The following is a 26,314-nucleotide window of genomic DNA, read 5'->3' on the forward strand; positions in this document are numbered from 1 at the left end:
GCAACGCAATTTGTCTCGATCAGTTGCCTGTTTGCTCACGAGACAACCGAAACAAAGGTTTCTTATGTCGATCAGCGAATTTGAATCTGCTGCCGATCAGATCGAAGTCGATGTCCAGGCCGTAGCAAGGCTTGTCGATTCGGTACTTTCCGCAGATCTCTATTGGTTTCCGGTTCGTCACCATTCGCCATCGGTCGCGAAGCACCTGGAGATGGCGATCCATGCGCGAAAGCCAAAGTTGATCTTCATCGAAGGTCCTGCCGAAGCCAACTCGCTGATTCCTTTCATAGTCGATAGCCAATCAAAACCGCCGATCGCGATTTATTCGTCCTATCGCGATGACGATAACGTGCTCGGTTTGGCCGGAGTCGCTAGCCCGGCCGAGGACATCCCGCCTCGGTTTTCGTGCTGGTACCCGCTGCTCAGCTATTCGCCCGAGTACGTCGCGATGTTGGCCGCGAAAAAGGTCGGTGCTGAAGTCCGCTTCATGGACCTGCCACACCATGCATTGTTGACTCCAGCGGATCAATTCATTGAACATCCGCAGGAACCTGTCGAACAAGAAGCTGACGAATCAAAGCCAGTGATTCCAAAGCAGGTGATCCAACGGGAAGACGAAAGCCTCTTTGTCGAAAGCAGCTTCTATCAGCAACTCGCAAAAGCGGCGGGCTACAAAACATGGGCCGAAGCCTGGGATACGCTATTCGAATCGCGTGATTGGAAAGATGACGTCGAAGCGTTCCGACTTGAGATGGCGACGTTTTGTGCAGCCGTGCGATCGACGACGAGTCCCGATCGCATCGCCACGGACGGAACCTTGCCACGCGAACGATTCATGATGCAAACGATTCGTGAAACCTTAAAAAGCCAAAAGCTGAAACCTCGCGACGCGATGGTGGTCTGTGGTGGATTCCACCTTTTCCTCGACCAAAATGATGATCAACCACCACCGGTCCAACCCGAAGGCACTCTTTACAGCACAGTCGTTCCATATTCGTTTTTTCGTGTATCCGAATTGTCCGGATACGCCGCAGGCAACCGAGCACCCCAGTTTTATCAGTCGATGTGGGAACTGACGAAGTCGGAACAACTCGATGACCTGCTTGCACAGTATGTCGTCGCGGTCCTCAACCGGGCTCGCCGCAGTGGCGAAAGCGTTTCTTCGGCCGACGCAATTTCGGTAAGCCAGCATGCGCGGATGCTGGCACAGCTTCGCGGCCGTCCAGTTCCCATTCTCGATGACATCCAAGACGCATTGGTGACGTGTTGTTGCAAAGGCAATCCGCAAGATGAAGGGACGCAGCTTTTAAAGGCGATCGACTTCGTCAACATCGGAACCAAGGTTGGGCGGGTCACGGCAAAGCTAGGTCGATTGCCGATCGTCAATGACTTTTACAGTCAGATCGATGACCTGCAGCTCGACGAAGTGATGGGAAAAGAGAAACAGCTCACCGTTTCGCTGGATAAACGTGACAAGCAAGACGAACGACGAAGTGTATTGCTGCATCGACTGTGTTTTCTAGAGATCCCACTTGTCAAACAGATCGATGCCCCGAATACGGAATTTGCGACAGGCACACTTTTTAAAGAAAGGTGGTCGCTGAAATGGAATCCAAAGGTCGAACCGACGTTGGTCGAACAAAACCTTTATGGAGATTCGATCGAAGCGGCCGTATTGGCGAAATTGCATGAAGAAGTCGCACGCGATGAAGGCCATGCGGGGCGAACTTGTGGCCATCTCCGTCGATCGATCGAGATGGATTTACCCAACTTGGTCGCTGAAGTGCAGGTCGCTTGCGGTGACGCAATCGATTCGGATTCTCGCTTTGTTTCGTTGACAACGGCGCTCGGCCACCTGCTTGTCATTGATCGCTTTGCAACCTATCGAAACCTCCGACGTGATGAACTGCAGGAACTGATAGTCCTGGCATTTGACCGTGCTTGCTTCTCAATCACGGACGTCTGCAACGTTCCGGAAGATCAACAACCACCAGTCATTGATGCGTTGCTCTCGTTAGCCGACATCATGCTGAAGAGCGAAGGAGATCAATTCAGTCGTGATCTTTTCGCAGAAAACGTCCGCAGTGCCGCAGAAGAATCGACGGTCCCATTCTTAAGAGGTGCCTTTCTGGGGATGCTGACGGAGATCCGTTCGCTACCCGCCCAAGAACTCGCCAATGAGATTTCTGCGTACGCCTCAGCGGCCCCTGAGCAGATGATACACGCAGGCGACTTCCTTGACGGAGTGATGAGTGTTTCTCGGACTTCGATCATGCTCGGCGCGGACTCGTTGGTTTCTTCGATAGACGACTTGCTAAAAGCCGCTGACTGGGACACGTTCTTGATCATGATTCCAAAAATGCGTGCCGCATTCGAAAGACTGCATCCGGCACAGACCGACACATTGGCGCTTCGCGTCGCCACCTCCTACGGACTCGCCGAAGAAGCATCTTCGTTGACGGAACTGAACACTTCGCTCGAAGCGGCGGCGTTGATCGCAAGCATCGATTCCGAGGTAGCAAAGATCATGACCCGTTGGAACTTCTAAGCATCGGAATTGGAGCACTGAAATTTCAATGAGTATCAACCCAGACGATCACCATACGCTGGCACGTTGGCGGCTCGTACTCGGACGCGCCGCCGAGTCTCATTCGATCACGTGCGAGGGAGACGATCAGTGCGCGAGGATTGAGCAGCTTGTCGGTTTTCTATTTGACGAGCCTTCAGATCCTGCTCAATCCCGCGGTCGTTCAAAGACTCGGCAGGGAGGACTCGGCAAAGGCCGTGCTTTGACCGTTCCCGAATGGGTCGACCACGTCGCCGAACTGTTTCCCCACAGTGCAAAAGAGATCCTTGAAAAAGAGTTGGTACAACGACGTGGGATCTCAGAACTACTCGATCAACCAAAACTATTGGAAAAGATCGAACCGAATATGGAACTGGTTAAAACGCTGCTCACTCACAAAGATCTACTAAACCCCAAAACTCGGATCCTAGCTAGGAAGATTATCGACAAGGTTGTCCAAGAGCTTAAAGAGAAGATGAAGGTTCAAGTCGAGGCGGCGATTACCGGAGCGATACGTCGCGACAAGCATTCGCCACGTCGTGTTTTTCGCAACCTCGATTTGCCAATGACGCTGCGGCGAAACCTAAAGAACTACGATTCGAAAAGCGGACGACTACTTGTCGACCAACTCTTTTTCTTTGCTGCGGAACGCAACAAACGCCCATGGCACATTATCGTGACCGTCGACCAGTCGGGATCGATGTTGGACTCCGCAATTTTCTCTGCCGTGATGGCTTCTATCTTTGCCGAATTACCCGCCGTGAAAACCTCGTTGGTGCTATTTGACACCGACATTGTGGATCTGTCTGACCAAGTCGGTCAGCCCGTTGACGTTTTACTTTCGATTCAACTTGGCGGCGGTACTGACATCACACAAGCCTTGCAGTATTCGCACCAACTGGTTCGTGAACCGGCAAAATCAATTGTCGTTCTGATTACAGATTTTTACGAAGGTCGCGCAGAGAATGACCTTGTCCGACAAACCCGGGCGATGGCCGATTCGGGTATCCGTATGATCGGTCTGGGAGCATTGGGCTATAACGCGCGACCGGAATACAACCGTTCAACGGCACGCAAATGCCGCAAGGCAGGGATGGACATCCTCTCGTGCACGCCAGAGAAGCTGGCCGAATGCATGGGGCAGATCATCCGAAGCTGACTGCGAATCGAAGAAATCGCAATCGACATTAACCAGTGTAGTGGATCTTGTTAAAGATCCTGCAGAAGCTAATCCATCATTCCAGGATCTTTAACAAAATCCACTACGCCAAGATCCGCCTTGCATCTATTTTGCGATCGACTTGTTTGCAGACGATCAGTTTCGCATCTTAATAAAGCCGGATGCGAACTTTCCGGCCGCTTCAAAGACTTCCACAGGAATAACAGCGTTCGCTTCGACTTGCCCAGACTTGATTTCAACGGTCCAACCCACCGGTGGAGTCGCAGGAAACTCTGGCAACTGAAATCCCTGGGGTGAGATTTCGCTGATAAGTTGGCTGGCGAAGGTTGCCGTGCCAGACGGACTCCAGTAGCCAACAAATTGTGGGCTTGAAGGCAACATTGCGGAGGTCGTTTTGATGTATTCACTTTCGGATAGCGATGCACTCTTCCCATCCGATTCCCATGCAGCAACCAGCATGTCGGGACTTGTGTAGCCAATCAAAACTGTTTTGGCATCCACCGCCCCGGCATACATCACCAGTTCATTCGCGCCGAACATCTTGACCATCATCGCGTTCACCATCGCTTTTTGCTCAGGCGGAACTTGTGTCATCTGATCGAATGGCATTGTGATTTTCAGAGCACGATGGCCTTGTAGTGTTACCTCTTCGACATTGATTCCATCCAGAAATGGAATGTCCGCACCCTCCATCTTGGCTTCCAATTCGTTCCAGTAGCTCACGTAGTCATCGAGATACTGATTCGCATCAGGCACAACCATTGTGACCGCCGCTTTTCCGTAGACGGGCGTTCCTGGTTCACCAACACCCAACACAAACGCCATCCCGTCAAAACTCTTGAAATACTTTTTGGACAGCTCGATCATTTGGTCGATCTGCGTGGGCGTCATGTTGTAGACCTGCGGCATCGAACGCATCATCACAGCTGACAGATCCAGCATTTTCTTGAACCCGCCTTCGGGAATCGTCGCCCCAACGGCAACGACGAATGGACCATCTGGAATCCCTGGCAACAGATCTTTTCGACTGTCCGGAATGTCTTTCAGCAACGATGCAAATTGACTGGTAGGCTTCACCCAAAGATTCTTCGTCACACGAAGTGAACTCGACTCATCAATGCGAAGCGTAACCGAGAAGGCATCGAGTTCTTCACGCATGTAGGTAAACATGTTGTCATACATGCGCAACCCGGCCAACGCAGGATTGTCTTCACCAGCTTGCTCCGCAAAGACTCGCATCATTTCACGCAGACCTTGCTGCGCGGCAACCGTGACTTCCTCTAAACCGTGCGTTGTCATCAACAGCGCGATGTCATACTCATTTTCAGGTTGTGCGATTTCGCTACCGGAGGAAACTTCGTACTTCAGTACCTTCTCTAATGCGAACCGGTCTTCGGTCTGAGCGACAATCGCATGCGTTCCCTTCTTGGCTAGGCATAGCTTTTTGCCATTGAAGAGCCCTTCCGTGATCCCTGATTCGTTGGAAGCATTTTCGAGCTGCCCTTTCAGTCCGTCGTAGTCATTTACTGGAACAACTACAACGATTGAGACATGTCGTTCATCCGGGTTCTCCGCTGGCAAGAATGCCACCACAGTGGTTCCCGTCGTATCCAACGTTTTCGCGACATCGGGTTGTGTTGCCATCATGCCTAGGAAACTTGGGATCGGCAGCTGCATACGCTGTCCCAAAGTTTGAATTTTTGAATCCAAAGCCTGTGCATCAGACACGGCAATGTATCCGTAGGCATCGCCAGGAATCTGTTTCGTAATCTCCGCAGCATCGAGGGATGCCGACGCCATGAGGCAAAGCAGCGAAGCAAAGCATACGCCTCTCATAGTTTTTCTCCAAAGCATGGTGGTGGGGGAGGGATCATCAAGTTTACAGCACCCCGCTAGCTGCCAGGTATGTATGGACCCCAGATGGACATTCATGAAAGGCCGAAACGGCAGCCCCGCCGATCGCAAATTCCAGTCATTTTTCGCATCTTTGATGCCCTAACAGCCTGTCAATTCTCCATTGGCGCCCTTCACTGCCTCTGAAGGCAGCTTTCTTTTTCGCTGGTATTGTGGTCCTCCAAGGCGACTTTCAGAGAGATCAACCGACATAGCAGACGCGAGCGTCGATATTTGACGTCGCATTGCCGATCCCAGCAAAACTTTCTTGTCAGGGAATGATGGCGGTCTGTAAGAACCCATGAACATTCCGGTAGATGCCTTTGCGTCTCTTCATCCTTACTCAGCCCCTCAACACATCACGACGGTTAATGAATCGCGATAAATTCAGCTCGATCGGACTCCTCGTACTTCGCCTTGCCTTCGGTTGCTTTATGCTCGTCCATGGATGGCAAAAGCTTTCCGGCTTCAGCGAAATGTCCGGTGGCTTTCCTGATCCACTTGGTGTGGGAAATCAGCTGAGCTTGGTCATGGCCATCGGTGCCGAGTTCGGGTGTTCTCTTTTGTTGCTGGTCGGGCTTGGAACACGCCTGGCGGTGATCCCCTTGGGCTTCACGATGATTATCGCGTTGTTCGTCGTCCATGGGGCGGATCCGTGGCAAAAGAAAGAGCTTGCCGCATGCTACCTAGCCGTCTACATCACACTCTTCCTAACTGGTCCGGGACCACTCTCGATCGATGATCTGATCCGACGCCGACGTACTGCGACGAAAAGCAGTTAGAATTGCCGAAGTAAGATGCTCACGTTTGGCCGAATCACCTTTGGACCTTCGTGCCATTGCGTTCAATCGCCCCAACCTGCCGCGTCTACTCGGCGTGTCGGGATACTTCGAAAAACAGCAGCGAGATGTCCGCCAACGCCAGTTCCTCACCATGCTTGTCCGAGAAGGCTTCGACTGAATTCGTCATCACGCCGCGATGGCGAATCTTGACTGTCTTTTGCGCTGCGATCTTGGTCACCTTGATATCGCCAGAACGATCGATCGCTGACGAACCGCCAACGTATGAAGTCACCGCTCCGCCGGCTAAACTGGAACTTCCCGCCTTCTACACCAAGTATCTTAGCGCGGGCGGATACCCGATCGTCAGCTCGAGCGTCGTCAGTGACTTCGCTTTAAAAGAGGCGGCGTACTTGATTGATATGATGCTTGCCGAACGCCCCGACCTTCGGCAAGCAATGATCGAGAGCGGGTCAAGGTTGATCGTGATGGGGTATTCAGAAATGACCACCGACATTCCTGAATACGCAAACCTTTCGCCAAAGGATTACTGGGACGCTCGGGCACGCGGACTGGGTGGATCTCGACGGCAAGCTGTATGCTCATGCGGCGAAGAAAACTTGCTTGCCTATCGTGGTGACCCTTACCGAACCGAAAACATTCTGATTCACGAGTTCGCGCACAACATTCACTATCGCGGCCTCGTCAACATCGATGACACGTTCGATGATCGTTTAAAAGCGACCTATGATCGTGCCATGGCAGCCGGCCTTTGGGCAGGCAAATATGCTTCGGTCAACCATGCCGAGTATTTTGCCGAAGGCGTCCAGTCTTGGTTCAACAACAATCGGCCGCCTGACCATGACCACAACCATGTGGACACCAGAATTGAACTACAAGCCTACGATTCGGGTCTGGCGGCGGTTTGCGAAGAGGTCTTCGGAAAGACCGCGTTGGTCTACACCAAACCGGGAACACGCTTGACAGACCATTTGGCAGGTTATGATCCGACGCAGTCACCGCAATTCCGTTGGCCGGAACGCCTGACGAAAGCCAAGAAAGAGATCATGGACGAGATCAAACGCCAAGGCGACAATCGCCAGCAAGACTACAAGAAGTAAACACCGGCGGGTGTAACGGCGTGCTCTGCATGCCGGACGATCAGAAGCAATAAGTCATCAGAACGTTGCCGTGCTAACTGCCGCAACCATCCTCAACGAAAACTGCGGCAGTCGATCGTCCTCGGAAACTTACTTGCGGCGGCGACGAACGCTGACGCAGGTGCCTGCAACAAGGCATGCCAAGAATGCACCACTGGCAGGTTCGGGAATGGCGGTAATCGTTCGCGATGCCACCACGGTGCCAGTGTGGTAAAAGAAGTTTCCGCCACCACCATCGATCGTAATGTCATACGGAATCGTCAGAGTTTCGACATCACCAACGAGGCTGTAACCAATATTGCCGAAGTTGGTCATGGCTAAGCCATCATCAATGATCCGACGTTCCGCGTTGTCAATTCCGATTGCCGCAGAGTCTATTGAGGTGTAGCCAACGACATCCGCGGTGATTCCGGAATTCAACCCGCCAGTCACACCCGATCCGGCAAACGTCATCACATGATTGCTGATCGACAAATATGCCAAATTATTAAAAGTCAAACTGGCATTGGTTGTTCCTGCCGTGAACTGTCCATCACCATTTCCATTCGGATCATAATCGCCGTTGGAAAGGATATCGTCGAAACCTTGAGCGAGTGATCCGCCGGGGTTTGGAAAGTACTGCGATGCGGTTCCCGCGTCAAAGATGATGTTGCTTGTTCCGCTGCCGCCTGATTCGCTGAAGACGATCGCACCACCACCGAGGGTCACGGTCGCATCAAGGATTCCCGACAGCGTTGTCACGCTTGATCCCGCCGAAGTTTCCGTCAGCGTGCTCGCGCCGAAGTCGAATCCGAACGTGTTCGAGCTGCTGGAGCTGTCAATTGTGTAGATGGCGGCCTGCAATTGTGAAGGCAATACGGTGGCGATCACCGCACTTAAAACCATGGTCAAACAGAGCTTCATCGGACTAAATCTCTTCGGGGAAAGAGTGACGCTGAAACACAAGGAGTACACGAAAGGCACCCGGCGGGTTTTCAAGTGTATCTAAACGGCCAAGCGACAACCTGTTGATCCGAAAAAGAAGAAGGAATTTGTTGACGTTGCTTCCTAGTCGCCAGGCTCTGCCGTGCGACGTGCTGCCAACTAACAACACCCAACCGCGGCTCAGTAGTTGCCGTCCCCTGAGCCGAATCGCGCTAGCGACGGTTACATCCTCGTCGCGAGGCTCTGCCTTGCGACGTACTGCCGGGCAGCCTCCGGCTGCCAACTAACACACCCAACCGCGGCTAGCGCCGTCGCGGCTCAGTAGTTGCCGTCCCTTGAGCCGAATCGCGCTAGCGACGGTTACTTCCTCGTCGCGAGGCTCTGCCTTGCGACGTACTGGCGGGCAACCTCCGGCTGCCAACAACCACACATAACCGCGGCTAGCGCCGTCGCGGCTCAGTAGTTGCCGTCCCTTGAGCCGAATCGCGCTAGCGACGGTTACTTCCTCGTCGCCAGGCTCTGCCTTGCGACGCACTGCCGGGCAGCCTCCGGCTGTCAACTAACAACACATAACCGCGGCTAGCGCCGTCGCGGCTCAGTCATCCCACCGCATGAGCCGAATCGCGCTAGCGACGGTTGTCTGAACAGCACACCATAACAACACCCAACCACAGTCAGCGCCATTGCGGCCCAGGAGGCAATCAACACTCGCATCAAGCACAGAAGCTACAATGCACAGTTCGATTTCTTTCGCGGCAATCCTTGCTATTCCCTCGACGCAACTTCCCAAGCCACCGACGCGGAATTATTTGATGAGATCCACGACCTATGCAATCGTCACGATCTTGCTTTCGATCGTCTCTTCAATATCAGTTCGCGCGGAGTTGCCGAACATGGTTTGGATCAATGCCGAAGACATGAGTCCTCACCTCGGATGCTATGGCCATCCAGATGCCAAGACTCCGAACATCGACGCGTTGGCGCGCGAGGGTATCGTTTACCACAACGCATTCGCAACAGCTCCGATTTGCTCACCTTCGCGATCGTGCTTAGCAACCGGGTTGTACGCGACCAGCTTGGGGACTCAACATTTGCGATGCGAAATCGAGATCCCTGATCAAGTTATTCCGTTGGCAACGCGATTAAAAAAGCACGGCTACTATTGCACCACATCAGGCAAGACCGACTACAACTTTGACCCGACTGGAATCTGGGATCAACGAACCAATGACTTGGGACCATGGCGGCGACGCGATAATCCCAAGCAACCGTTCTTTGCTTTTATCACCGTAGGCGAGACTCACGAAGGCCCGATTAACAAAGAGGACCGCTACGAAGCGGCGATCCGTGACCTTCCAAGTGAACGACGACATGACCCGAGCAAAATCAGCTTGCCTCCGTTCTACCCCGACTCACCTGAGACCCGCCGCATCTTCGCTGGTATGCATGACTTGGCAAGTGTGTTCGACCTGAAAGTTGCGGAGCTGATTCGAATCCTTAAGGAAGACAGTGATTTCGACAACACAATCGTGTTCGTTTTTGGAGACCACGGGAACGGACTTCCTCGCTACAAGCGTTGGCTCACCGATTCGGGGTTGAGGGTACCGTTGGTGATTTACATTCCGCCGCAACATCGCACGTCAGCCATCCCAAGCCAAGAGATGCGTGAGTTGCCCAATGGAACACTGCAAACCGATCGGCTTGTCAGCTTTGTGGACTTCCCTGCGACTGCACTTAGCTTGGCAAGCATCCCGATTCCAGAATTGCTGCAAGGGAAAGCGTTTCTTGGTTCGCAAACCTCGGAACCGCAAAAGTACGTTTTTGGTGCCCGAAGTCGTGCCGATGACATGTTCGAAGTCTCGCGTAGTATTTCAGACGGACGGTACATCTACGTTCGTCACTTCATGCCGCACCTACCTTACATCCAGCCGTCAACGATCTTCGACGACAGCAAACGCTCGTTCAAAGAACTCCGACGACTGCACCTTGCGGGAAAGTTAAATGAACATGCTGAAAAGCTTTGGACCCGACATAAGCCGATCGAAGAACTATACGACTTGAAAACAGACCCACACGAGCTTGAAAACCTCGCGGACTCGGCAGAGCATGAAACAATCAAATCCAACATGCGAGACCAGCTATGGCAATGGATTCTGAAGCATCGCGATAGTGGCTTTATGCCGGAGTCCGAATACCAAATCCGTAGCCGACATTTGGGGATCACACCCTTTGAGCTTGTACAGAATCCAAAGCATTTCGACCTGTCGAGTGCGTTGCAAATGGCATCCAAAGTGGGCCGCAGCGACGCATCGGAAGACTGGCATGAAGGGATGCAGAACCCCGAGTCCGCCGTTCGCTATTGGGCAGCGACGGGAGTCTTAGCAGCGATCGAAATGCACTCGAAAGACTTGTCTCCATTGACCGACGATTTGATGAAACTGCTGGATGACCCTTCGCCCTGTGTCTGCATCGCAGCAGCCCAGGCCCTTTTGTTAATGCCGCAACTGGAAGACGCTCAAGCCAAACGCTGCGAATCTCGTCTCAGCGAATTGATGGCCGACGCAAGACCATGGGTAGCACTCGAGGCCTGCCGAGCTGCCACGCTATTGGGCGAACGTGCAAAGCCATTGATCCCGACGATGAAGCAAGTGATCAACACGAACCGATCGCCTCCCGGAGGCCAACGCGTTTATAAAGACTTCAACTACGCATCGTTCACCGGTTGGACTTTAGAAACCGCGCTGCGAAACCTGGGGCAAGAACGTTTTGTTGACGTCCTCTATGCGACGTCACCGTAGACTTTCGTCATCACCTTCCCGCCACTGCTGGATGCCTTTTCGGAATTGGTCGACGTGGAACTGGGCTGTCGCCGTATCGAAGTAGTCTTCGAATCGCACAATCAGCCCGTCTTCGATACGAAACAGCAGCGATAGCCACGTCGGGTCGTCAGCAATGGTTCCTCGAATACGCCCACGTTCGGTTCCATACGCGACGACTTCGTTGGCGTTGGTGTAATACGTCAGATTCAATGCGTTCTTATCGGGACGCTCCAACAACCCAAAGAATCTGTTCCAGAACTCCTGAAGTCCGTCAGGCCCAGAGTAGGTCCCAGCGAACGGTATGCGAGCTTCGTCACCGGCAATAAAAACCTCCAAGTCAGGGCTTAGGAGGTGACGAATCTTTTCCACCATATTTTCTTCGTGCAGCCGATACGCTTCCACAAACTGGCGAACGATCGCTTCGGGATCGCTGCAAAGCTCTGACGCAGAAACGGTTGCCCCTTTTCGGCTAAGTGTCGTCGCGATGGCGATCAAGCTCGAATATCTGACACCTTGCCCCTGTTCGGTTTTCCCGATCAATCGAACGGAGTAGCCCGTTTCTTTTGCGAGGTCCGCCTGCGTTAGGCCGCACGATTTCCGCAGGCTCGAAAGATGACTTCCATTTGGAATAACGATATCGGAATCATTCATGAGCTTCAAAAGTTGATCATCAAGCTGAGATTAACGAACGAAAATCGTAGCCGCATGCATTGATCTTTCGACACAGTCATCTGCCACGGACTTTCGTTCGGGAGTCGTCAATGCGAAGCCGCCCACGATCGCATCTCAGACGAGGAACTGATGATCGGCACGCAATCGGCATTTTGAGAGAAAATCACTCCTCTCAGGATCGTCGCGATAGGAATCGACCAATCAAACCACTTTAATTTCAGGATGTAAATGTACACAAACTGAAGTGCAACATGTGGCAGTCACCACTGCTCATTGACAACTGGAATTTAAAAGCCAACTGGAGCGTTAAAATGCGTTTTGCCTTGATCGCGTTGCTTGTCACATCGATTTCCGCGTGCACCGCAAACGCTGGCACCATTTTGTACGGGTTTGATGAGGCTTCCGATCAGTTGATCGAAATTGATCCGAACACCGGCGTGAGTACGGCGATCGGCTGGCTTGGCTTTGGCAGGATCGGTGACATTGCGGTTTCGTCAAACGGCACGATTTATGGGGCGAAGTACGACACTGATGAACTGGTCAGGATCAATCGATCAACGGGAACAGCGTCGATCGTTGGTAGCTTCGGCGGCTTCACCAATGTCATTGGTTTGGCTTTCGATAGCGCCGGGACGCTCTATGGAATCGATGACGGTACCGACAGCCTCATCACCATCGATACTGCAACAGGCGCAGGGACGGCGGTCACGACGGTTGCCAACACCAATATTGGATCGCTCGCCTTCGCACAAAACGGAACACTCTTCGCCGGCGACTTCATCGACGGAAACCTGTTAACGATTGACCCATTGTCTGGAGCGTTGTCAACAGTCGGAGCATTCGGTATCAGCGGTGCGCAGTTCCAAACGCTCTCGTTCGATGCAAACGGGGTTCTGTACTCCGCCGACCCCATCAGCGACAGCCTCTTTACGATCGACACCATGACCGGTGCGGCAACCAGCATTGGGCCACTCGGATTTTCCGCAGTGACGGCGCTGTCTTTCGCTTCCGTTCCCGAACCCTCGACAGCCAGTTGCGCCGGAATCCTTGCTCTCTGCTTCAGCCTGCATCGAAAACGTCGCAGGAATTGAGCCTCGTCCGTATGAGATTGAGGTCAGTAATTACAGAGTCCGGCGTCATCGCAATGCTGTTGTTCGGCAGGCCGTCCACTGAAAACTAGCTCTCATACGCTGCCCTGTGGCGACAATTACGGCACAGGCCACTCTTCAAGCGATTATTCCATTCAAACTAGTCATGGAATCAATCTCTGGGCAAGTCAGCGTTTCACCTAGCAGTTGACTGCCGCCGATTTTTCAAAAGTGGCCCAACCTATTCCGTGCCTCCGCGATCCGAACCCACTGCTATATAATCAACCAGACGGCAGTGAGTTTGTTTACGATCGTCTATTTCTGCGGGTAGCTCACACGAATCGCATTGACCTTATGCCTGAACAGACGATCGAACTGGAGCGTTTAAACGGAAAGCCGCGTCACCGAGTCCGCTTGACGGTGACCGACGGTCCGCATCGTGGCCGCACGTGGGTGTTCGCTCATCCTGTAGAAATCGTGATCGGTCGCGAAACTCCATCAAATTTGGTGCTCAACCAAGAACGGGCGTTCTCGCGTGAACATGCCAAGATCGTTGTCGATCCGCCCTCGATCGAAATCTTTGACCTCGATTCTCGCAACGGTACTTACGTCAACGGGATCCGGCTCGCGCAAGCGACACTGGCCGATGGCGATCGTTTTGGTGTTGGCGAAACTGCACTTGCGGTTGAAGTGATTGATGACGCCCCCGACGATGGCACTTTGATTCTTGACGCCGCTTCACAGCCGACGCCACTAACCTTACCAAAAACAGAACGCGAAGAACCCGCTTCGATTGCTGGCACCTTCGCCGAGACAAGGAATACGGGGCCACGACAAACAACTCCGAATAACACTGCAAAGGAAAATGTGGTGGTCAATCTTGCCGAGACAATCGATTCGGACGCGGCGTCACCTTCGGACTTTGATTTTTCTGAAGGCCATGGCGATCTGACCGAAACATCGTTGGCGGATCGCTTTGCCGTCGGACAGGTCATCGGAACCTACAGTCTTGACGAAATCATTGGCAGCGGCGGAATGGCAAGCGTGTTCCGCGCATCACACCGAAGAAGCGGCGAGCAGTTCGCTATCAAACTTATTCGCAGCGACCTAGACGAGACCGACAAACGCATGCAGCTATTCGTCCGCGAAGCGACGATGTTGACCCAGATGCGTCACCCAAGAATCGTCGAAGCGTTCGAATTGGGCATTCATGGACGCAGTCCTTATCTGGTGATGGAATTCATTGAGAATCAAGATCTTCTTGCGTTGATCGATTCTCAATCCGAAAAGCAAAAACGTCGAACAGCAATTTGGGTCATCGGACGTGTTCTCGAAGCCTTGCACTATCTGCATTCCAAAGGCGTCGTCCACCGAGACATCAAACCTGGCAATATCCTTGCTTACAAAGAAGCCCATCGCCTGCAAGTTAAACTCGCTGACTTTGGGCTCGCAAAGCTGTTTCTCGATTCAGGTTTAAGCGGATTAACAAGCGAAAAGTCGCTACGCGGCACACTCGCCTACATGTCGCCAGAACACTTCCATCGCTCGGTTGATGCCGGCCCTGAAGAGGACCTATTCTCCTGCGGCGCAACACTCTTTCGATTATTGACGTCCAGCCTTCCCAATATGGTGTTCCGCCCAGACGAAACTCTCGAAATCCTTCATGAGTCGCCGCTTCCTAGTCCGCTGAAACAGCTGATCCATCGATCAATTCACCCTGACAAAACGAAGCGTTTCCGATCGGTAGAGGAATTTGTCAAAGCACTCAAATCTGCTCGAGATCCGCAATAGCCTTGCGATATCGGCCAAAACTGCTGACCGTGGAAACCGAGGCTTGCTACTCACTTGGCCAAACTTAGTTCTGAAATCAAATTCTTGCTGAGCACATTACCTGACCTTCAATAAGTATGGCTTGTCAGAAGGCTTCTCGGGCATACCATGTCCCGAGAAAATTATTTGCACGATGTGTTTGCCTATCATCGGCGGATCGCGCAAAGGTTCACTGGTGCATCAATATCCGTTTGTTTGGCACAATTCTAGTGCAAGCGGATGCTGTTCCTGTGATTGCTCCAAATGCGAAAATCTATGCAGCGAGACAGCGAATCGCAATGTAAAACACTTGTCCCATTCGACGTTTTGCAGGACACATGCAAAGAATTCAGTCTTGAATGGGAAACAGGCGATCAACCGGACCTCCCCTCGTATGTTCTAAAGGTTGCCAAGGATGATCAACCGACGCTGTTGCGGAATCTTTTAGATTACGAAATCAGCAAACGACGAGAACTTGGTGAGTCACCCAAAGTCGAAAACTACCTTCGGCTGTTGCCCGGACATTCCGAAATCGTGATGCAAGTTTTCCAAGAATGGGATGCTTCGCGCGAGCATAAAACATTGTCGACGACGAAAGAGCTAAGGCACAACTTCGTCCCTGCGTCGAGACTCGGCGAATTTCGATTAATCAAAGAAATTGGTCGCGGCGGGATGGGGGTTGTCTATGAAGCGGTCCACGCCACAAAAGGCTACCGCGTTGCATTGAAGGCGTTGCCGAAAGTAAGCCCGGATGCACTGCACCGTTTCAAACGAGAATTCCGCTCCGTATCGGAAGTCAATCATCCCAACCTCGTCGGCCTTCACAGCCTAGAGAGTGATGGCGGGCAGTTTTTCATCACGATGGATTTAATCGTCGGTGTCGACTTTCTCTCTTGGGTACGCCCCGGCGGTCACTTCAACGAAGGTCGCATGCGGCAGGCGTTGCCACAACTGGTTTCAGCGATTGTCGCGTTGCACGGCCGGGATATTGTTCACCGCGACCTCAAACCATCGAATGTGAAGGTAACCCTCGATGGGCATCTGATCGTTCTCGATTTTGGATTGGTCGTCGACTTAGCCGGAACAAACTCGTCACTGGCGGAACTCGCTGGCACGCCAGAGTATATGGCGCCCGAGCAGAAGCTCCCTGAGCAAAAATACCCCGAGCAGAAGCTCCCGGAGGAAGGTTTCGAAATTGCGGTCGCCCCATCGGTTGACTGGTACGCCGTCGGAGTCATGCTCTTCGAAGGATTCACAGGGAAGCTTCCGTTCCGATCAGCAAAACGCTGGAACGCATTGCAATTAAAAAACGAGCATGATGCTCCGCCGATTGCTGACGAACACAACATCCCCGATGATCTCGCTTCGCTCTGCCAACAACTGCTTTCGCGCGAGCCCCAGGACAGACCTGATCCGCTTTCCATCGCAAAACTCGTCGAAGCTGACCTTTCAGATCATTCACGACGCGCCGACACATCGGAACAACTCATCGGACGAGAAAATCAGCTGGCTCAATTTGCGGACGCCAAGCAATGTTTTGAACAGACCGGTGAACAGCTGACAGTCTTTATCAGTGGCAAATCTGGTGAAGGGAAAACGACCATTGCCGAACGCTTTATAGCGAGCTTTGATCAGACTTCGGCGGTAGTGCTGGGCGGCCGATGCTACGATCGCGAATCTGTCCCTTTCAAAGCGTTGGACAGCTTCGTCGGTGCACTGGTTCAACATCTGCTTTCGATGACTTCGGACGTGGTCACCAACATGCTTCCTGATGACATCGGCATCCTTGCACAGGTCTTTCCAGAACTTAACCGAAGTGACGTTGTTGCCTCAATTCCGCAAGATTCGCTCGACGGGTTCGATCAACAGCAGGTCAGGGCCCGCGCTTTCAACGCGATGCGGATTCTCCTGCAACGCATTTCGCAGCGTAGCAAGTTAATTCTCTTCATCGACGATTTGCAGTGGGGCGATGAAGACAGCGCGAAAGCCTTGTTTGAAATCCTTCGTCCTGAAGATGCCCCACGGATCTTGTTTCTAGGAAGTTACCGATCCGACGAAGCGACAGATAGCCCTTTTTTGACCGAGTGGCACAACCTCCAACGAGTCAACGAAGTCCGGCTCGACGAGCGGATAGTCCACTTGGAGGCATTCACGTTCGAACAGTCAAAGCAGTTAATGCAATGCCAACAACAGCTTTCTGATGAAACCGTTGAACAGCTGGCAAATCAATTTCACGATCAAACCGGTGGCAACCCTTTCTTGCTGACAGAGCTGTTGAGCTGCTTCAACCCACAGGAGAACTCTTTCGACATTTCTGACATCAACGATGTGCTGGATCAGAAACTTTCACCGCTCCCAGCCGAAGCTCGCCCGCTTCTCGAGACAATTTCTGTATCAGGGCAAGCGTTGGACGCTTCCGAAGCCGTCGCCGCGATCGGGTTGTCAGGCTCCTGCGATGACACCTTGATCGCAATGCGAAAGTCTCGCTTGTTGCGTCTCATCGGGAACAAGATCGATACCTACCACGACCGTATTCGTTATGCAATTGTAGATCGTCTTGGCTCACAACATCGCCAACAGCTCCACGTAAAGCTGGCTCAGGTGATTGAGTCGCTTGATGGTGGGTTGTCGGATGAAGAGGTCCAAACGATTTCCGAGGAAGGCTCACTCGACCAACCTCGACTGATCTCGCGAGTTTACGACTTAGCGTACCACTGGGATGCCTCGGGTAATCACACACGTGCTCTCGCCTATGGCTTGGCAGCGGCAGCGCAAGCAAGTTCACAGTACGCGTTCGATGTCGCGGCGAACCAATATGCATTGGCAAGCCGAAACGCTTCAGCGGCTTCCGAAATAACTCGATACCGAATTTCGCGAGGACGTGGCGAAGTCCTGATGATGATCGCACATTACGATCAAGCAGCTCAGGAATTGGATTGTGCATTGCCGTTGGCTCCGACTCCCCATGACATTGCCGATGTCATTGGTCTACAAGGCGTGCTCGCACGTAGTGCAGGAATGATCGGCAAAAGCATTGAACATCTCGAAGATGCGATCGGGCGAGTCGGCGTCCCCGTTCCCCGAACCTTTCTTGGCCTGGGATACGAAACGGCTAAAGAAGTCTTCGTCCAGGCTTATCACACGGCGTTACCCAGGCGGTTGCACCGAAGACCGCATAGCCAATCGTCCGACCTATGCAACTGGCTTCTAGGACAGATCGAGTACTGCTACTACGTCAACAGTGTGCCTCGGCTAATCTGGGCATCAATGGTGGGATTGAACCGAGCCGAAAAGGTCCCTGAGTCTTCATCGCTTGCGTTGCAATACATCGTTCATGCCAACGATATGGCAGTGCTCGGATGGCATAAAAGAGCTGAAAGGTACTACCAAGCGGCAGCCGATCTTAGCAACCGACTCAACGACAGACGACTTGCAGCGGTCACCGTTAGCCATCATTCACTCGGCAATTTTGCCGCTGCTGACTTTAAAGACGGCGTCACCAAGGCTCGCAAAGCAATCATCCAACTGTCGCGTTTAGGAGATGCGTTCGAGGCCCATGCCGCTCAGATATTTCTGTCGCTGAACCTTTACCACCTAGGAGACCTAGCCGCAGCGACGAAGGCCGCCGAAGAAGAGCTTCAATCTTGCCTACGGCACGAACATCACTATATGGGATCTATCGCGCATTCGATCCTGATGAGAAGCAGCCGTGGCCAGTATCCGCTTGAACGATACGCCAATGCGTTCCCCGACGCACCCGGCCACTGGGTTGCTCGGATCACGTCGTTGATGGCGGAAGGCTATTGGTGCCAAGCAAACGAACAAACTGAAACTTCTGTGGCAAAGTTTGATGAAGCCTGGGAAATCTGCAAAACATATCAGTGCCTCACAACATTCAACTTTTCAATCGCAGGCGATCGAGCTACCGCGATTCGCCACCATGCAGAAACACTTGAAGCCGCCGGAGAAGATTCGAGGGAAGTTCGCAGGAAATGGCGGCAGGCCGCAAAATCAGCGAACCGACTTTCGTGGATCCTTGCCCCACAACGTCCACAGGCCCTTCGCGAAATGGGCTTGATCTACGCCTCGACAGGTCGCACTAAGAAAGCTCTGCATTATCTTTCGCGAAGCTGCATCGTTGCGGAAAAACAAAATGCACGGTACGAGTATCTCGTTTCCAAAGTATTGCAGCGTCAATTGGAACGCGATCAAGGCAAGTCAGTGCCCGAAACTGAGATTGGCAATCTTCGACAAGAAATCGAGGCGATCCACGTTTCGATATCCGACGCGGTCGCGATCTCAAGCCAAGGTTTCCGGACACAATAGCATCATGCACATGATCCGATGGGGCCGGCAACAAGCGAACTAAACCGATCCGAAAGGATCCACCATCCTTTGAAGGATAGAACGCCTCGGAAATAAAACCTGTCATCGGGTGGAAGTTGGCTGCTCGGATGATCAAAATGGCATCCATTACCAATGCGGCTATTATCCTGGATGACCGATGACTTTTCAGCTCGCCCGTACTTGTCTAGCCCTGCTGATTGCTGTTGGCATTCACACCGCCGGCACTGCACAAGAGGCTCCAAGGCAAAGCTCTGCTTCAGTCGCCACCAACGAATCGCATCAATTCAATAGAGCGGCCGATGCGATCGCTGAGCGATCAGTATTGCGATTCGATTTCACCGATGCACCTGTGTCAGACGGCGTCTTCGCTTGCCGGCCTGACGAACCCTTTTCACCATCAAAAGGCTTTGGGTTTATCCAAACTCGATCCTTATTAGCGGACAACACAGTCGTGTTTGCCCTCGCAATGCGAGAAGGCAACTATGCCGTCACCGTTCGTTTTGGAGACAGCCAAAAATCCACATCGACAACCGTGAAAGCGGAAGCACGGCGATTGATGCTCGAAAACGTCGAAACGATGCCAGGGGAGTTCGTTTCCCGAACGTTTTCCGTCAACGTACGACAACCGGAAATTACCCCCGGTCAATTCACGAAATTGAATCGTCGTGAATTGGGCCCGCCACGGCATCGAGACTGGGACGAACTACTGACCTTCGAATTCGGTGGCGCGCGAGCAAAGGTGGCTTCACTTGAGATCCGTTCGGCTCCCGAGATCACCACCGTCTTTGTTGCGGGAGATTCCACGGTGACCGATCAACAGAATGAGCCTTACGCCGGATGGGGACAAATGCTTCCACGTTTCTTCGGCCCCAGTGTCGCAGTCTCCAACCAAGCGGAATCCGGCCTGGCGCTCACATCCTTCGAATACCAGCGTCGCTTAGAAAAGCTACTAAGCATGATGAAGCCGGGAGACTACGTTCTGATTCAGTTCGGGCACAACGATCAAAAAGACAAGCGAAAGGAAGCCGGTCCCTTCACGACTTACAAATCCAAGCTGATTGAGTTTGTGAAAGCCGTTCGCGAGCAGAAAGGGATACCCATTCTGGTCACTTCGATGGAACGTCTACGCATGGATGACGAAGGGAACCAAACCCCTACGCTCGCTGACTATGCAGCAGCCGCACGACAGGCGGGGGCCGAAATGGAAGTTCCGGTTGTGGATCTGAATGCGATGAGCCTCGAATTCTATGCTTCACTCGGGCCGAAACGAGCGACGAAGGCGTTTGTGTTTTATCCCGCAGGCACTTTTCCTGGACAAGACCAATCACTCAGTGATCGATCGCACCACAACTCGTATGGTGCTTACCAGCTGGCACGTTGTGTGGTGCAGGGAATTCGCGACAAAGTCCCAAGCCTTGCGATGCACCTGAGAGAAGACACGACAAGTTTCGATCCAAAATCACCAGATGACCCCGACAGCTTTTCGCTACCCACCAGCCCAATCATCCGTCCCCCGACGAAACCCGCGGGCAACTGATCATCACCAATCTGATGGGGAATCTAGTTAATTCTCCATCGCCTCCCCCCACCAGCGATTGAGCTGCTGATTTTTAGGGGACGACTGTGCAATCACAGAACTCCCTAAGGTGAGTTCGTTGAGCGCACAAAACTGATTCTTTATTTGCTGCTCAACATCCGCGTCAAAACTTTCCGGCGTCGCGGACCTCTGTGTAGAGTAGTGCTCGCTGAAGTAGTTGATTGCCAACGCTGGTTGAACAATCTTCCGCTGCAAAATGCGTTTGATTAGACGCGTAGTCTCGGGGCGTACGGTCTCATGCAAGCCGAAACTCCGCGATTTTGTTGTAAGCGGTGGCAGCGTCACCAACTACAGCAAGCTTGGCTTGAACCATGCCTCCCTCCGGACGGACTGAACGACTCCATGATGAACCGACTTCTGTGCACCGCTTCGCTATCTCTACTTGTCGGTTGTTTGTTCATACCCCAGGTGTTTGCCGCCGATTCTAAAGAAGAGGTAAAGCAAGACGAGCTTCAGCTCGAGGACCTCTATCCCGAAAAAGGACTGTTCGGTCCGTCGGCCAGCAGTACAGAGTTCTCGCACGATGGTCGCTATGCCGCCTATCTGTATCGTCCTTACGTTGAACGCCGGCACGGAAACGATCTGTGGATCTACGATTTTAAAAAATCGGAAGCTCGTCGTATCACATCCATCGACATGCTCTCCAAATTCCAGCGATCAGCTCGCATCGTGATCGACGACCGGCTGGAGAAACACCGCAAAGAGTCCAAGAAAGAGGAAGAGAAGGAAGACGACGCCGATAAGGAAGAGGACGAAGACGGCGCAGAGAAGAGTGATCAGCCAGAGGAAGATGACAAGAAAAAAACGGAGCTGTCCGAGAAAGAGCGAGAAGAGCAACGCCAAATCTATACGACGGTCGGCGAAGATGACGCCGATGCGGAATACAGCCCGGTGTACTCCGGGATCGCTTCTTTCCGTTGGCATCCAAAAGAAAACAAACTGCTGCTAATTTCTGAAGGCGACATCTACCTGCTTGAGAACCTCAGCAAGCCAAAGCTGACGCGACTGACGAAAACGGATCAACGTGAATCGCAAGTCGAATTCCTGCCCGATGGCAGCGGCTACACCGTTCGCCGTGACGACACGGTCATCCAAACAAAATTTGGCGAACATCTCGTCCATCAACTCACCCCGAGTTTGCCTTCTGGCGAAAATCTTAACCGATATGCCCTCAGCCATGATGGCAAGCGTATCGCTCTCATCAGCCGCACGAACAGTCGCGGAGAATCGCGAAAGGTTGACATCATTCGGTATCGCGATCGATTCGCGGAGTCAGACTCGATCTCACGAACCGTTTCTGATGACAAGGTCGAACCCGAAACCGTCCGGGTCTATCTTTATGAATTCGAGGACCTCGATACCGAAGACGCGCCGCTGCTGAAGGTCTTTGAAGAAAAGATTGATGAACCCAGAGACATCATTTCCGAACCTCGCTGGTCCCTGGATAATCAGAAAGTCACGTTCTGCTTCTTCGATCAAAAGAACTCTGACGTGCAGATCCGTCTTGCGACTTGGCCGACCGAAGAAGAACTGGAAGAAGGTCTAAAGGAAGCGACCAAAAAGCGAGAAAAGGAATTCCAGAAGGACATGCGTGAAGCCAAGGAAAAGGACGAAGAAGACGCGACCCCAGGCCGGCGTGGGCCTCGCGGCGGCCGTACCAAAGCTCCCGAACTGGTGGAGCATCTGGCGAAGACCGCTTTTCAATTCAAGCACTACGGCGGCCCCAACACACCGTCGATGGTGTCACCGGACTTCGCGCAAGACAGTCGGCATATCGTGTTTGTCAGTGAACTGAGCGGCTTTCGACACATCCATGTTCTCGACCCGCTTTACGAAAGCGTCCGCCAACTCACCGAGGGGCGTTTCGAAGTCTACCCGATCCGATTTTCAGAGGATCGCAAACGGCTTTTCGTCACGGCCACCAAAGATTCACCAGCTCGTCAAATGGTCTATGTACTCGACATGGATTCAGGCGAACTAACGCGTCTGAACAAACAGGAAGGCACCTTTTCCGACTTGGCTGTCAGCAACAACGGCAAACGAATGATCGGAAACTTTGTGCGTTACGGTTCGCTGACCGAGTTGATCGCTCAAAACGAAAAGAAACAAGTCAAGCAGATCACGGATTCCCACCCCGAACAAGCTTCGCAATTGACGAAGATCGAACCCGAATTCTTTGAATACGAAAACCGCCACGGGCACACCATTTCAGGAATGATGTTCAAACCGGAGAAATGGAAGAAATCGAAAAAGCATCCGCTGTTGATCTATGTCTACGGCGGGCCGCTCGGTAGCCGCCACTTTGTCAACGACGGCGGCTACAGCGCTGACGCGTACTTCTTTCAGATGTACATGGCACAAAAGCACGGATACATCACGATCGTTGTCGATCCGCGAGGCCAGTCAGGCTATGGCGGGCTGTTCGAAAAATCGAACTATGAACAAGTTGGCAAACCGCAGGTTGAAGATTTGGTTGACGGTGTCAAATACATGGCAGACAACTTCAACATCGACGAGGAACGTGTCGCTATCTCTGGCTGGAGCTTCGGTGGCTTTCAGACGCAAATGTGTCTCTACACCGAACCTGAAGTGTTCCAAGTCGGAATCGCGGGCGCCGGGCCGACGCAGTGGGAGAACTACAATTCGTGGTACTCCACGGGTACCGTCGGTCCTTCAAGAACCGGCGAGCCTGACCAGGAAAAATACTCGCTCATTCCCCTCGCTAAAAAACTCAAGGGGCAACTGCTATTGGTTCACGGCATCGAAGACACCAATGTCTTGTTCCAAGACACTGTAGCCGTCTATCGTGCTCTGCTAAAAGCCGGCAAGGAAACACAAGTCGAGTTGTTCCTTGACCCAACAGGTGGGCACGGACTTGGTGGTGATGTCAAACGCCTGGGACGAATGCGAAAGTACGAGCAGTTCCTACTTCGCACCATCGGCGAAGGCCCCTAAAGCATCGCGTTGACAGTTAGGACAACGAAAGAAATTTCCTCGTGGGTTATCGTCTTTAATGCTTAATGACGACGCCCTCGTAATAAGCCACCAAGTCGTCAGTGCTAAATTCTCAGGCGATTAAGTTGGCTTCGTCGTCGATCGTTGCATCGTTTTCGGTCGCCCGCATGACCTCGCCCTGCTCAGTCGCAAGATTGCCTTCGCCGCTTGAAACCGTCGGTTCCGGCTCGTTTGACTTGGGCTTTTCCGGCGGTGGCGAATGTATTTCCCCTTCAAGCATCTGCACCGGAACACCTTGTGGAAAGACCAATTCACGAGCTTCGTCCGGCATCGTGATTTTGGCTTCGGTCAGTTGCTGCTTCACCTGGCGTATGACACTGCTACTGACCTTGAGTGCAGAATGCTTCGTTTGATCGAACCAATAAAGCACGTGCAGGTTGACCGTCGCTGAACCTAGCGAATCGACGATGACTAAAGGCGCAGGATCGTCCACCACGGTTTCATGTGCGACGAGCACACCCATGATGATTTCCTGTGCTTCCACAATCGAATCATCAAAGCCGATACCGACTTTAAAATCGCGGCGGCTAAGTGGCGTCGCTGTATAGTTGGTGATCTTCCCTTTGTAGACCGTGCTATTGGGCAGCTGTATTTGATTGCCTTCGAGTGTATTCAGCACGGTGCCGCGCGTGGTGACTTTGCGGACATATCCCATCGCGCCCTCGACTTCGATCAAATCCCCAACACGGAATGGATGGTTCAATGAGATCAAGATGCTGGCGAGATAATTTTCCGCGATGTCGCGGAATGCGAATCCGAGAGCGAGCCCGACTAGGCCGGTGCCGCCCAACAGCGTCACCGCCAATCGAGTCAGACCGGAAACACGAAGCGCAATGTACATCCCGATGATAAAGATGATCACCGCGACGACATTGCCTGCGACCTGCCGCAGTAATCGGCTGTCGATTCGGTTTTGTGTAATCCACCGTGTCAGCTTTGCCGAAACCAATGCGACGTAGTATGAAAGGATACCGATTACCAAAGCGATCAGAATGAGCGGCAATATTCCCGTGGTTTCTCGTCCCAATTGCTTTAGCGAGGCAACCGCTGGCGCTAAATTCCACAGGGGCTGTTCGGCAACGCCGACTCGATTGACTACCGCAACGACATCCGCAGTATTCATCGCCGTTGCTTCAGCCCAAGCTTGGTGCTTCTTGCTGTCTGCTGTTCCTTTTAGGAAAGCGACACCACGATCGACGTCCACCGACGGTGAATCAAACCAGCCGGTTGCCTCCATGATTTCTTGCAATCGTTTTTCGATACGCTCGTCGCTATTAACTGGATCAACTTCAACTTTATCAGCCACATCGACTCTGTCCGCTGCTTCACCACCTGTGACCTCTGCCGCAACGTCCTCGGCCGTCGGGGATTCATCCTGAGCAAACGCAGTAAACGAAGTTGCGGCAGCGAGAAACAACAGTGTTGCCAGTCGGATCATGGGTTCGCAGATATGTTGACGACGGTATCAATCTGATTTCTTGTTCTTCGCAACGACGTTGTGATTCGACCGCCTGCTGCGAAACAGTTCAAGACATTCACACAAAGGTCAGCGGTGTCACGGCTTTGGTGCTTCACTCACTGATGGGTCGCACTTTCGCGTAACCATGAACCGATTTGATCGTAGACTCGATCACGCTCCTCTTCGATTAACAGCGAGTGTCGTAAACCATCAAAGTTGACATGATGGCAACGCTCCCCTGCACTTTGCACAAACTGCTCGGTCGTCTCCTTGTCGCACAGTTCGTCTTCGCCACCGGTTAGCACCAGTAGATCAACACCTAGTCGATCCGCGTGCTCCCGCAACCAAATCCCCTGGTTGATCAGCTGGGATCCGATTCCAAGGGCTAGCTTTTCGTGCATCAGGTCATCACCAGCCATTTGTTTCAGAGCATCCGTATCCTTAGTCAGCTGTGAAGGATCGATTGATGCAGAGAAGCGGATTCGGGGAATAAGCTTTCCGGTCAACCAAGCGGCAAATGCTTGTGACTTGGTCGGTGGGTTTGGTGGCAGGATCATTGGGTTGGTTACAACCGCACGCCTGACATACTCGTGGTCGCGATCGAGCAAATGATTGAGAACCAGATTGCCTCCCATACTGTGGCCCAGCAAGACGAGTTCAGCGTTTGAGAAGCATTTTGCCGCGGCTTCAAGTGCCACGGCAATGTCATTTACCAGCGTTTCAAAATTTGGCGCGTCTCCGCGTCTACCGGGGCTCCTGCCATGACCGTGCTGGTCATAGATAAGGACGGCGTGGCCCTGGCCAGTCATGCGACTCACAAAATCGTCATAGCAAGCGGAATGCTCTCCCAGCCCATGCACAACGACAAAGGCGAGGTCAGCGTTTCGGTCGCCCTCGCACCGCACATGAAGCTCCCTGCCATCTGGTGTTTCCAAGATCGAAGATTGCTCTGCTGGGTAGACTGCTGGGTTCACTCTTGAGTTCACTACTGACATTTCCCGGCCTC

15 protein-coding genes are annotated in these 26,314 nt (G+C 52.7%); 10 read left to right on the top strand and 5 right to left on the bottom strand.

Translation table 11 applies throughout. From position 1 onward, the window contains the following. The first annotated feature begins 64 nt into the window (after positions 1-64). Positions 65-2,548: a DUF5682 family protein gene (locus LOC67_RS06910; RefSeq protein ID WP_230261799.1), complete on the top strand. Its 2,484-nt coding sequence runs from the start codon at positions 65-67 to the stop codon at positions 2,546-2,548. A gap of 28 nt (positions 2,549-2,576) precedes the next feature. After that, a complete protein-coding gene (locus LOC67_RS06915) occupies positions 2,577-3,725 on the top strand; it encodes a VWA domain-containing protein (RefSeq protein WP_230261800.1) in 1,149 nt (382 codons plus the stop codon). 156 nt (positions 3,726-3,881) lie between these two features. Here LOC67_RS06915 and LOC67_RS06920 read toward each other — a convergent pair whose 3' ends face one another. Next, positions 3,882-5,582, bottom strand: a complete 1,701-nt coding sequence (locus LOC67_RS06920) for a hypothetical protein (protein WP_230261801.1) — start codon at positions 5,580-5,582, stop codon at positions 3,882-3,884. A gap of 428 nt (positions 5,583-6,010) precedes the next feature. Between LOC67_RS06920 and LOC67_RS06925 the strand changes: the two genes are divergently transcribed. Continuing rightward, positions 6,011-6,421, top strand: coding sequence for a DoxX family protein (locus LOC67_RS06925; protein WP_230261802.1), 411 nt, complete (start codon positions 6,011-6,013; stop codon positions 6,419-6,421). A gap of 206 nt (positions 6,422-6,627) precedes the next feature. Then, positions 6,628-7,539: a hypothetical protein gene (locus LOC67_RS06930; protein WP_230261803.1), complete on the top strand. Its 912-nt coding sequence runs from the start codon at positions 6,628-6,630 to the stop codon at positions 7,537-7,539. 129 nt (positions 7,540-7,668) lie between these two features. On the opposite strand, the gene LOC67_RS06935 is transcribed toward LOC67_RS06930, so the two are convergent. Further along, positions 7,669-8,481, bottom strand: a complete 813-nt coding sequence (locus tag LOC67_RS06935; protein WP_230261804.1) for a hypothetical protein — start codon at positions 8,479-8,481, stop codon at positions 7,669-7,671. Between the two features lie 833 nt (positions 8,482-9,314). Here LOC67_RS06935 and LOC67_RS06940 point away from each other — a divergent pair. Further along, complete coding sequence (locus LOC67_RS06940; RefSeq protein WP_230261805.1) at positions 9,315-11,300, top strand: sulfatase-like hydrolase/transferase; 1,986 nt, start codon at positions 9,315-9,317, stop codon at positions 11,298-11,300. On the opposite strand, the gene LOC67_RS06945 is transcribed toward LOC67_RS06940, so the two are convergent. Beyond that, positions 11,292-11,972: a helix-turn-helix domain-containing protein gene (locus LOC67_RS06945; RefSeq protein WP_230261806.1), complete on the bottom strand. Its 681-nt coding sequence runs from the start codon at positions 11,970-11,972 to the stop codon at positions 11,292-11,294. The two genes, LOC67_RS06940 and LOC67_RS06945, sit on opposite strands and share 9 nt — an antisense overlap. 272 nt (positions 11,973-12,244) lie before the next feature. Between LOC67_RS06945 and LOC67_RS06950 the strand changes: the two genes are divergently transcribed. The 5 genes from LOC67_RS06950 to LOC67_RS06970 all read left to right on the top strand — a co-directional run bounded on the left by LOC67_RS06950 (position 12,245) and on the right by LOC67_RS06970 (position 23,789). Beyond that, positions 12,245-13,084 carry a DUF6923 family protein gene (locus LOC67_RS06950; protein WP_230261807.1) on the top strand — a complete coding sequence of 280 codons (840 nt, stop codon included), beginning with the start codon at positions 12,245-12,247 and terminating at the stop codon, positions 13,082-13,084. A gap of 351 nt (positions 13,085-13,435) precedes the next feature. Beyond that, positions 13,436-14,872, top strand: coding sequence for a protein kinase domain-containing protein (locus tag LOC67_RS06955; RefSeq protein WP_230261808.1), 1,437 nt, complete (start codon positions 13,436-13,438; stop codon positions 14,870-14,872). A 282-nt stretch (positions 14,873-15,154) separates the two neighbouring features. Then, the gene (locus tag LOC67_RS06960) at positions 15,155-19,216 is read left to right on the top strand and encodes a serine/threonine-protein kinase (protein WP_230261809.1); all 4,062 of its coding nucleotides are present in this window, start codon (positions 15,155-15,157) and stop codon (positions 19,214-19,216) included. A gap of 178 nt (positions 19,217-19,394) precedes the next feature. After that, the gene (locus tag LOC67_RS06965) at positions 19,395-20,774 is read left to right on the top strand and encodes a rhamnogalacturonan acetylesterase (RefSeq protein ID WP_230261810.1); all 1,380 of its coding nucleotides are present in this window, start codon (positions 19,395-19,397) and stop codon (positions 20,772-20,774) included. A gap of 402 nt (positions 20,775-21,176) precedes the next feature. Further along, positions 21,177-23,789 (top strand): S9 family peptidase, encoded by a 2,613-nt coding sequence (locus tag LOC67_RS06970; protein ID WP_230261811.1) that lies wholly within the window; start codon positions 21,177-21,179, stop codon positions 23,787-23,789. A 112-nt stretch (positions 23,790-23,901) separates the two neighbouring features. On the opposite strand, the gene LOC67_RS06975 is transcribed toward LOC67_RS06970, so the two are convergent. After that, positions 23,902-25,287 carry a mechanosensitive ion channel family protein gene (locus tag LOC67_RS06975; protein WP_230261812.1) on the bottom strand — a complete coding sequence of 462 codons (1,386 nt, stop codon included), beginning with the start codon at positions 25,285-25,287 and terminating at the stop codon, positions 23,902-23,904. Between the two features lie 137 nt (positions 25,288-25,424). Next, a complete protein-coding gene (locus LOC67_RS06980) occupies positions 25,425-26,282 on the bottom strand; it encodes an alpha/beta hydrolase (protein WP_230261813.1) in 858 nt (285 codons plus the stop codon). Between the last annotated feature and the right edge of the window lie 32 nt (positions 26,283-26,314).

Origin of the sequence: Stieleria sp. JC731 (assembly GCF_020966635.1) — a bacterium.
Lineage (GTDB): Bacteria > Planctomycetota > Planctomycetia > Pirellulales > Pirellulaceae > Stieleria.

What these genes read in the sequence shown, in the direction of transcription:
- LOC67_RS06910 (WP_230261799.1), top strand. Translation starts at nt 65, where the DNA reads ATGTCGATCAGCGAATTTGAATCTGCTGCCGATCAGATCGAAGTCGAT.
- LOC67_RS06935 (WP_230261804.1), bottom strand. Translation starts at nt 8,481, where the DNA reads ATGAAGCTCTGTTTGACCATGGTTTTAAGTGCGGTGATCGCCACCGTA.
- LOC67_RS06945 (WP_230261806.1), bottom strand. Translation starts at nt 11,972, where the DNA reads ATGAATGATTCCGATATCGTTATTCCAAATGGAAGTCATCTTTCGAGC.
- LOC67_RS06955 (WP_230261808.1), top strand. Translation starts at nt 13,436, where the DNA reads ATGCCTGAACAGACGATCGAACTGGAGCGTTTAAACGGAAAGCCGCGT.
- LOC67_RS06960 (WP_230261809.1), top strand. Translation starts at nt 15,155, where the DNA reads ATGCGAAAATCTATGCAGCGAGACAGCGAATCGCAATGTAAAACACTT.
- LOC67_RS06970 (WP_230261811.1), top strand. Translation starts at nt 21,177, where the DNA reads ATGATGAACCGACTTCTGTGCACCGCTTCGCTATCTCTACTTGTCGGT.
- LOC67_RS06950 (WP_230261807.1), top strand. Translation starts at nt 12,245, where the DNA reads ATGTGGCAGTCACCACTGCTCATTGACAACTGGAATTTAAAAGCCAAC.
- LOC67_RS06920 (WP_230261801.1), bottom strand. Translation starts at nt 5,582, where the DNA reads ATGAGAGGCGTATGCTTTGCTTCGCTGCTTTGCCTCATGGCGTCGGCA.
- LOC67_RS06925 (WP_230261802.1), top strand. Translation starts at nt 6,011, where the DNA reads ATGAATCGCGATAAATTCAGCTCGATCGGACTCCTCGTACTTCGCCTT.
- LOC67_RS06975 (WP_230261812.1), bottom strand. Translation starts at nt 25,287, where the DNA reads ATGATCCGACTGGCAACACTGTTGTTTCTCGCTGCCGCAACTTCGTTT.
- LOC67_RS06940 (WP_230261805.1), top strand. Translation starts at nt 9,315, where the DNA reads ATGAGATCCACGACCTATGCAATCGTCACGATCTTGCTTTCGATCGTC.
- LOC67_RS06965 (WP_230261810.1), top strand. Translation starts at nt 19,395, where the DNA reads ATGACTTTTCAGCTCGCCCGTACTTGTCTAGCCCTGCTGATTGCTGTT.
- LOC67_RS06915 (WP_230261800.1), top strand. Translation starts at nt 2,577, where the DNA reads ATGAGTATCAACCCAGACGATCACCATACGCTGGCACGTTGGCGGCTC.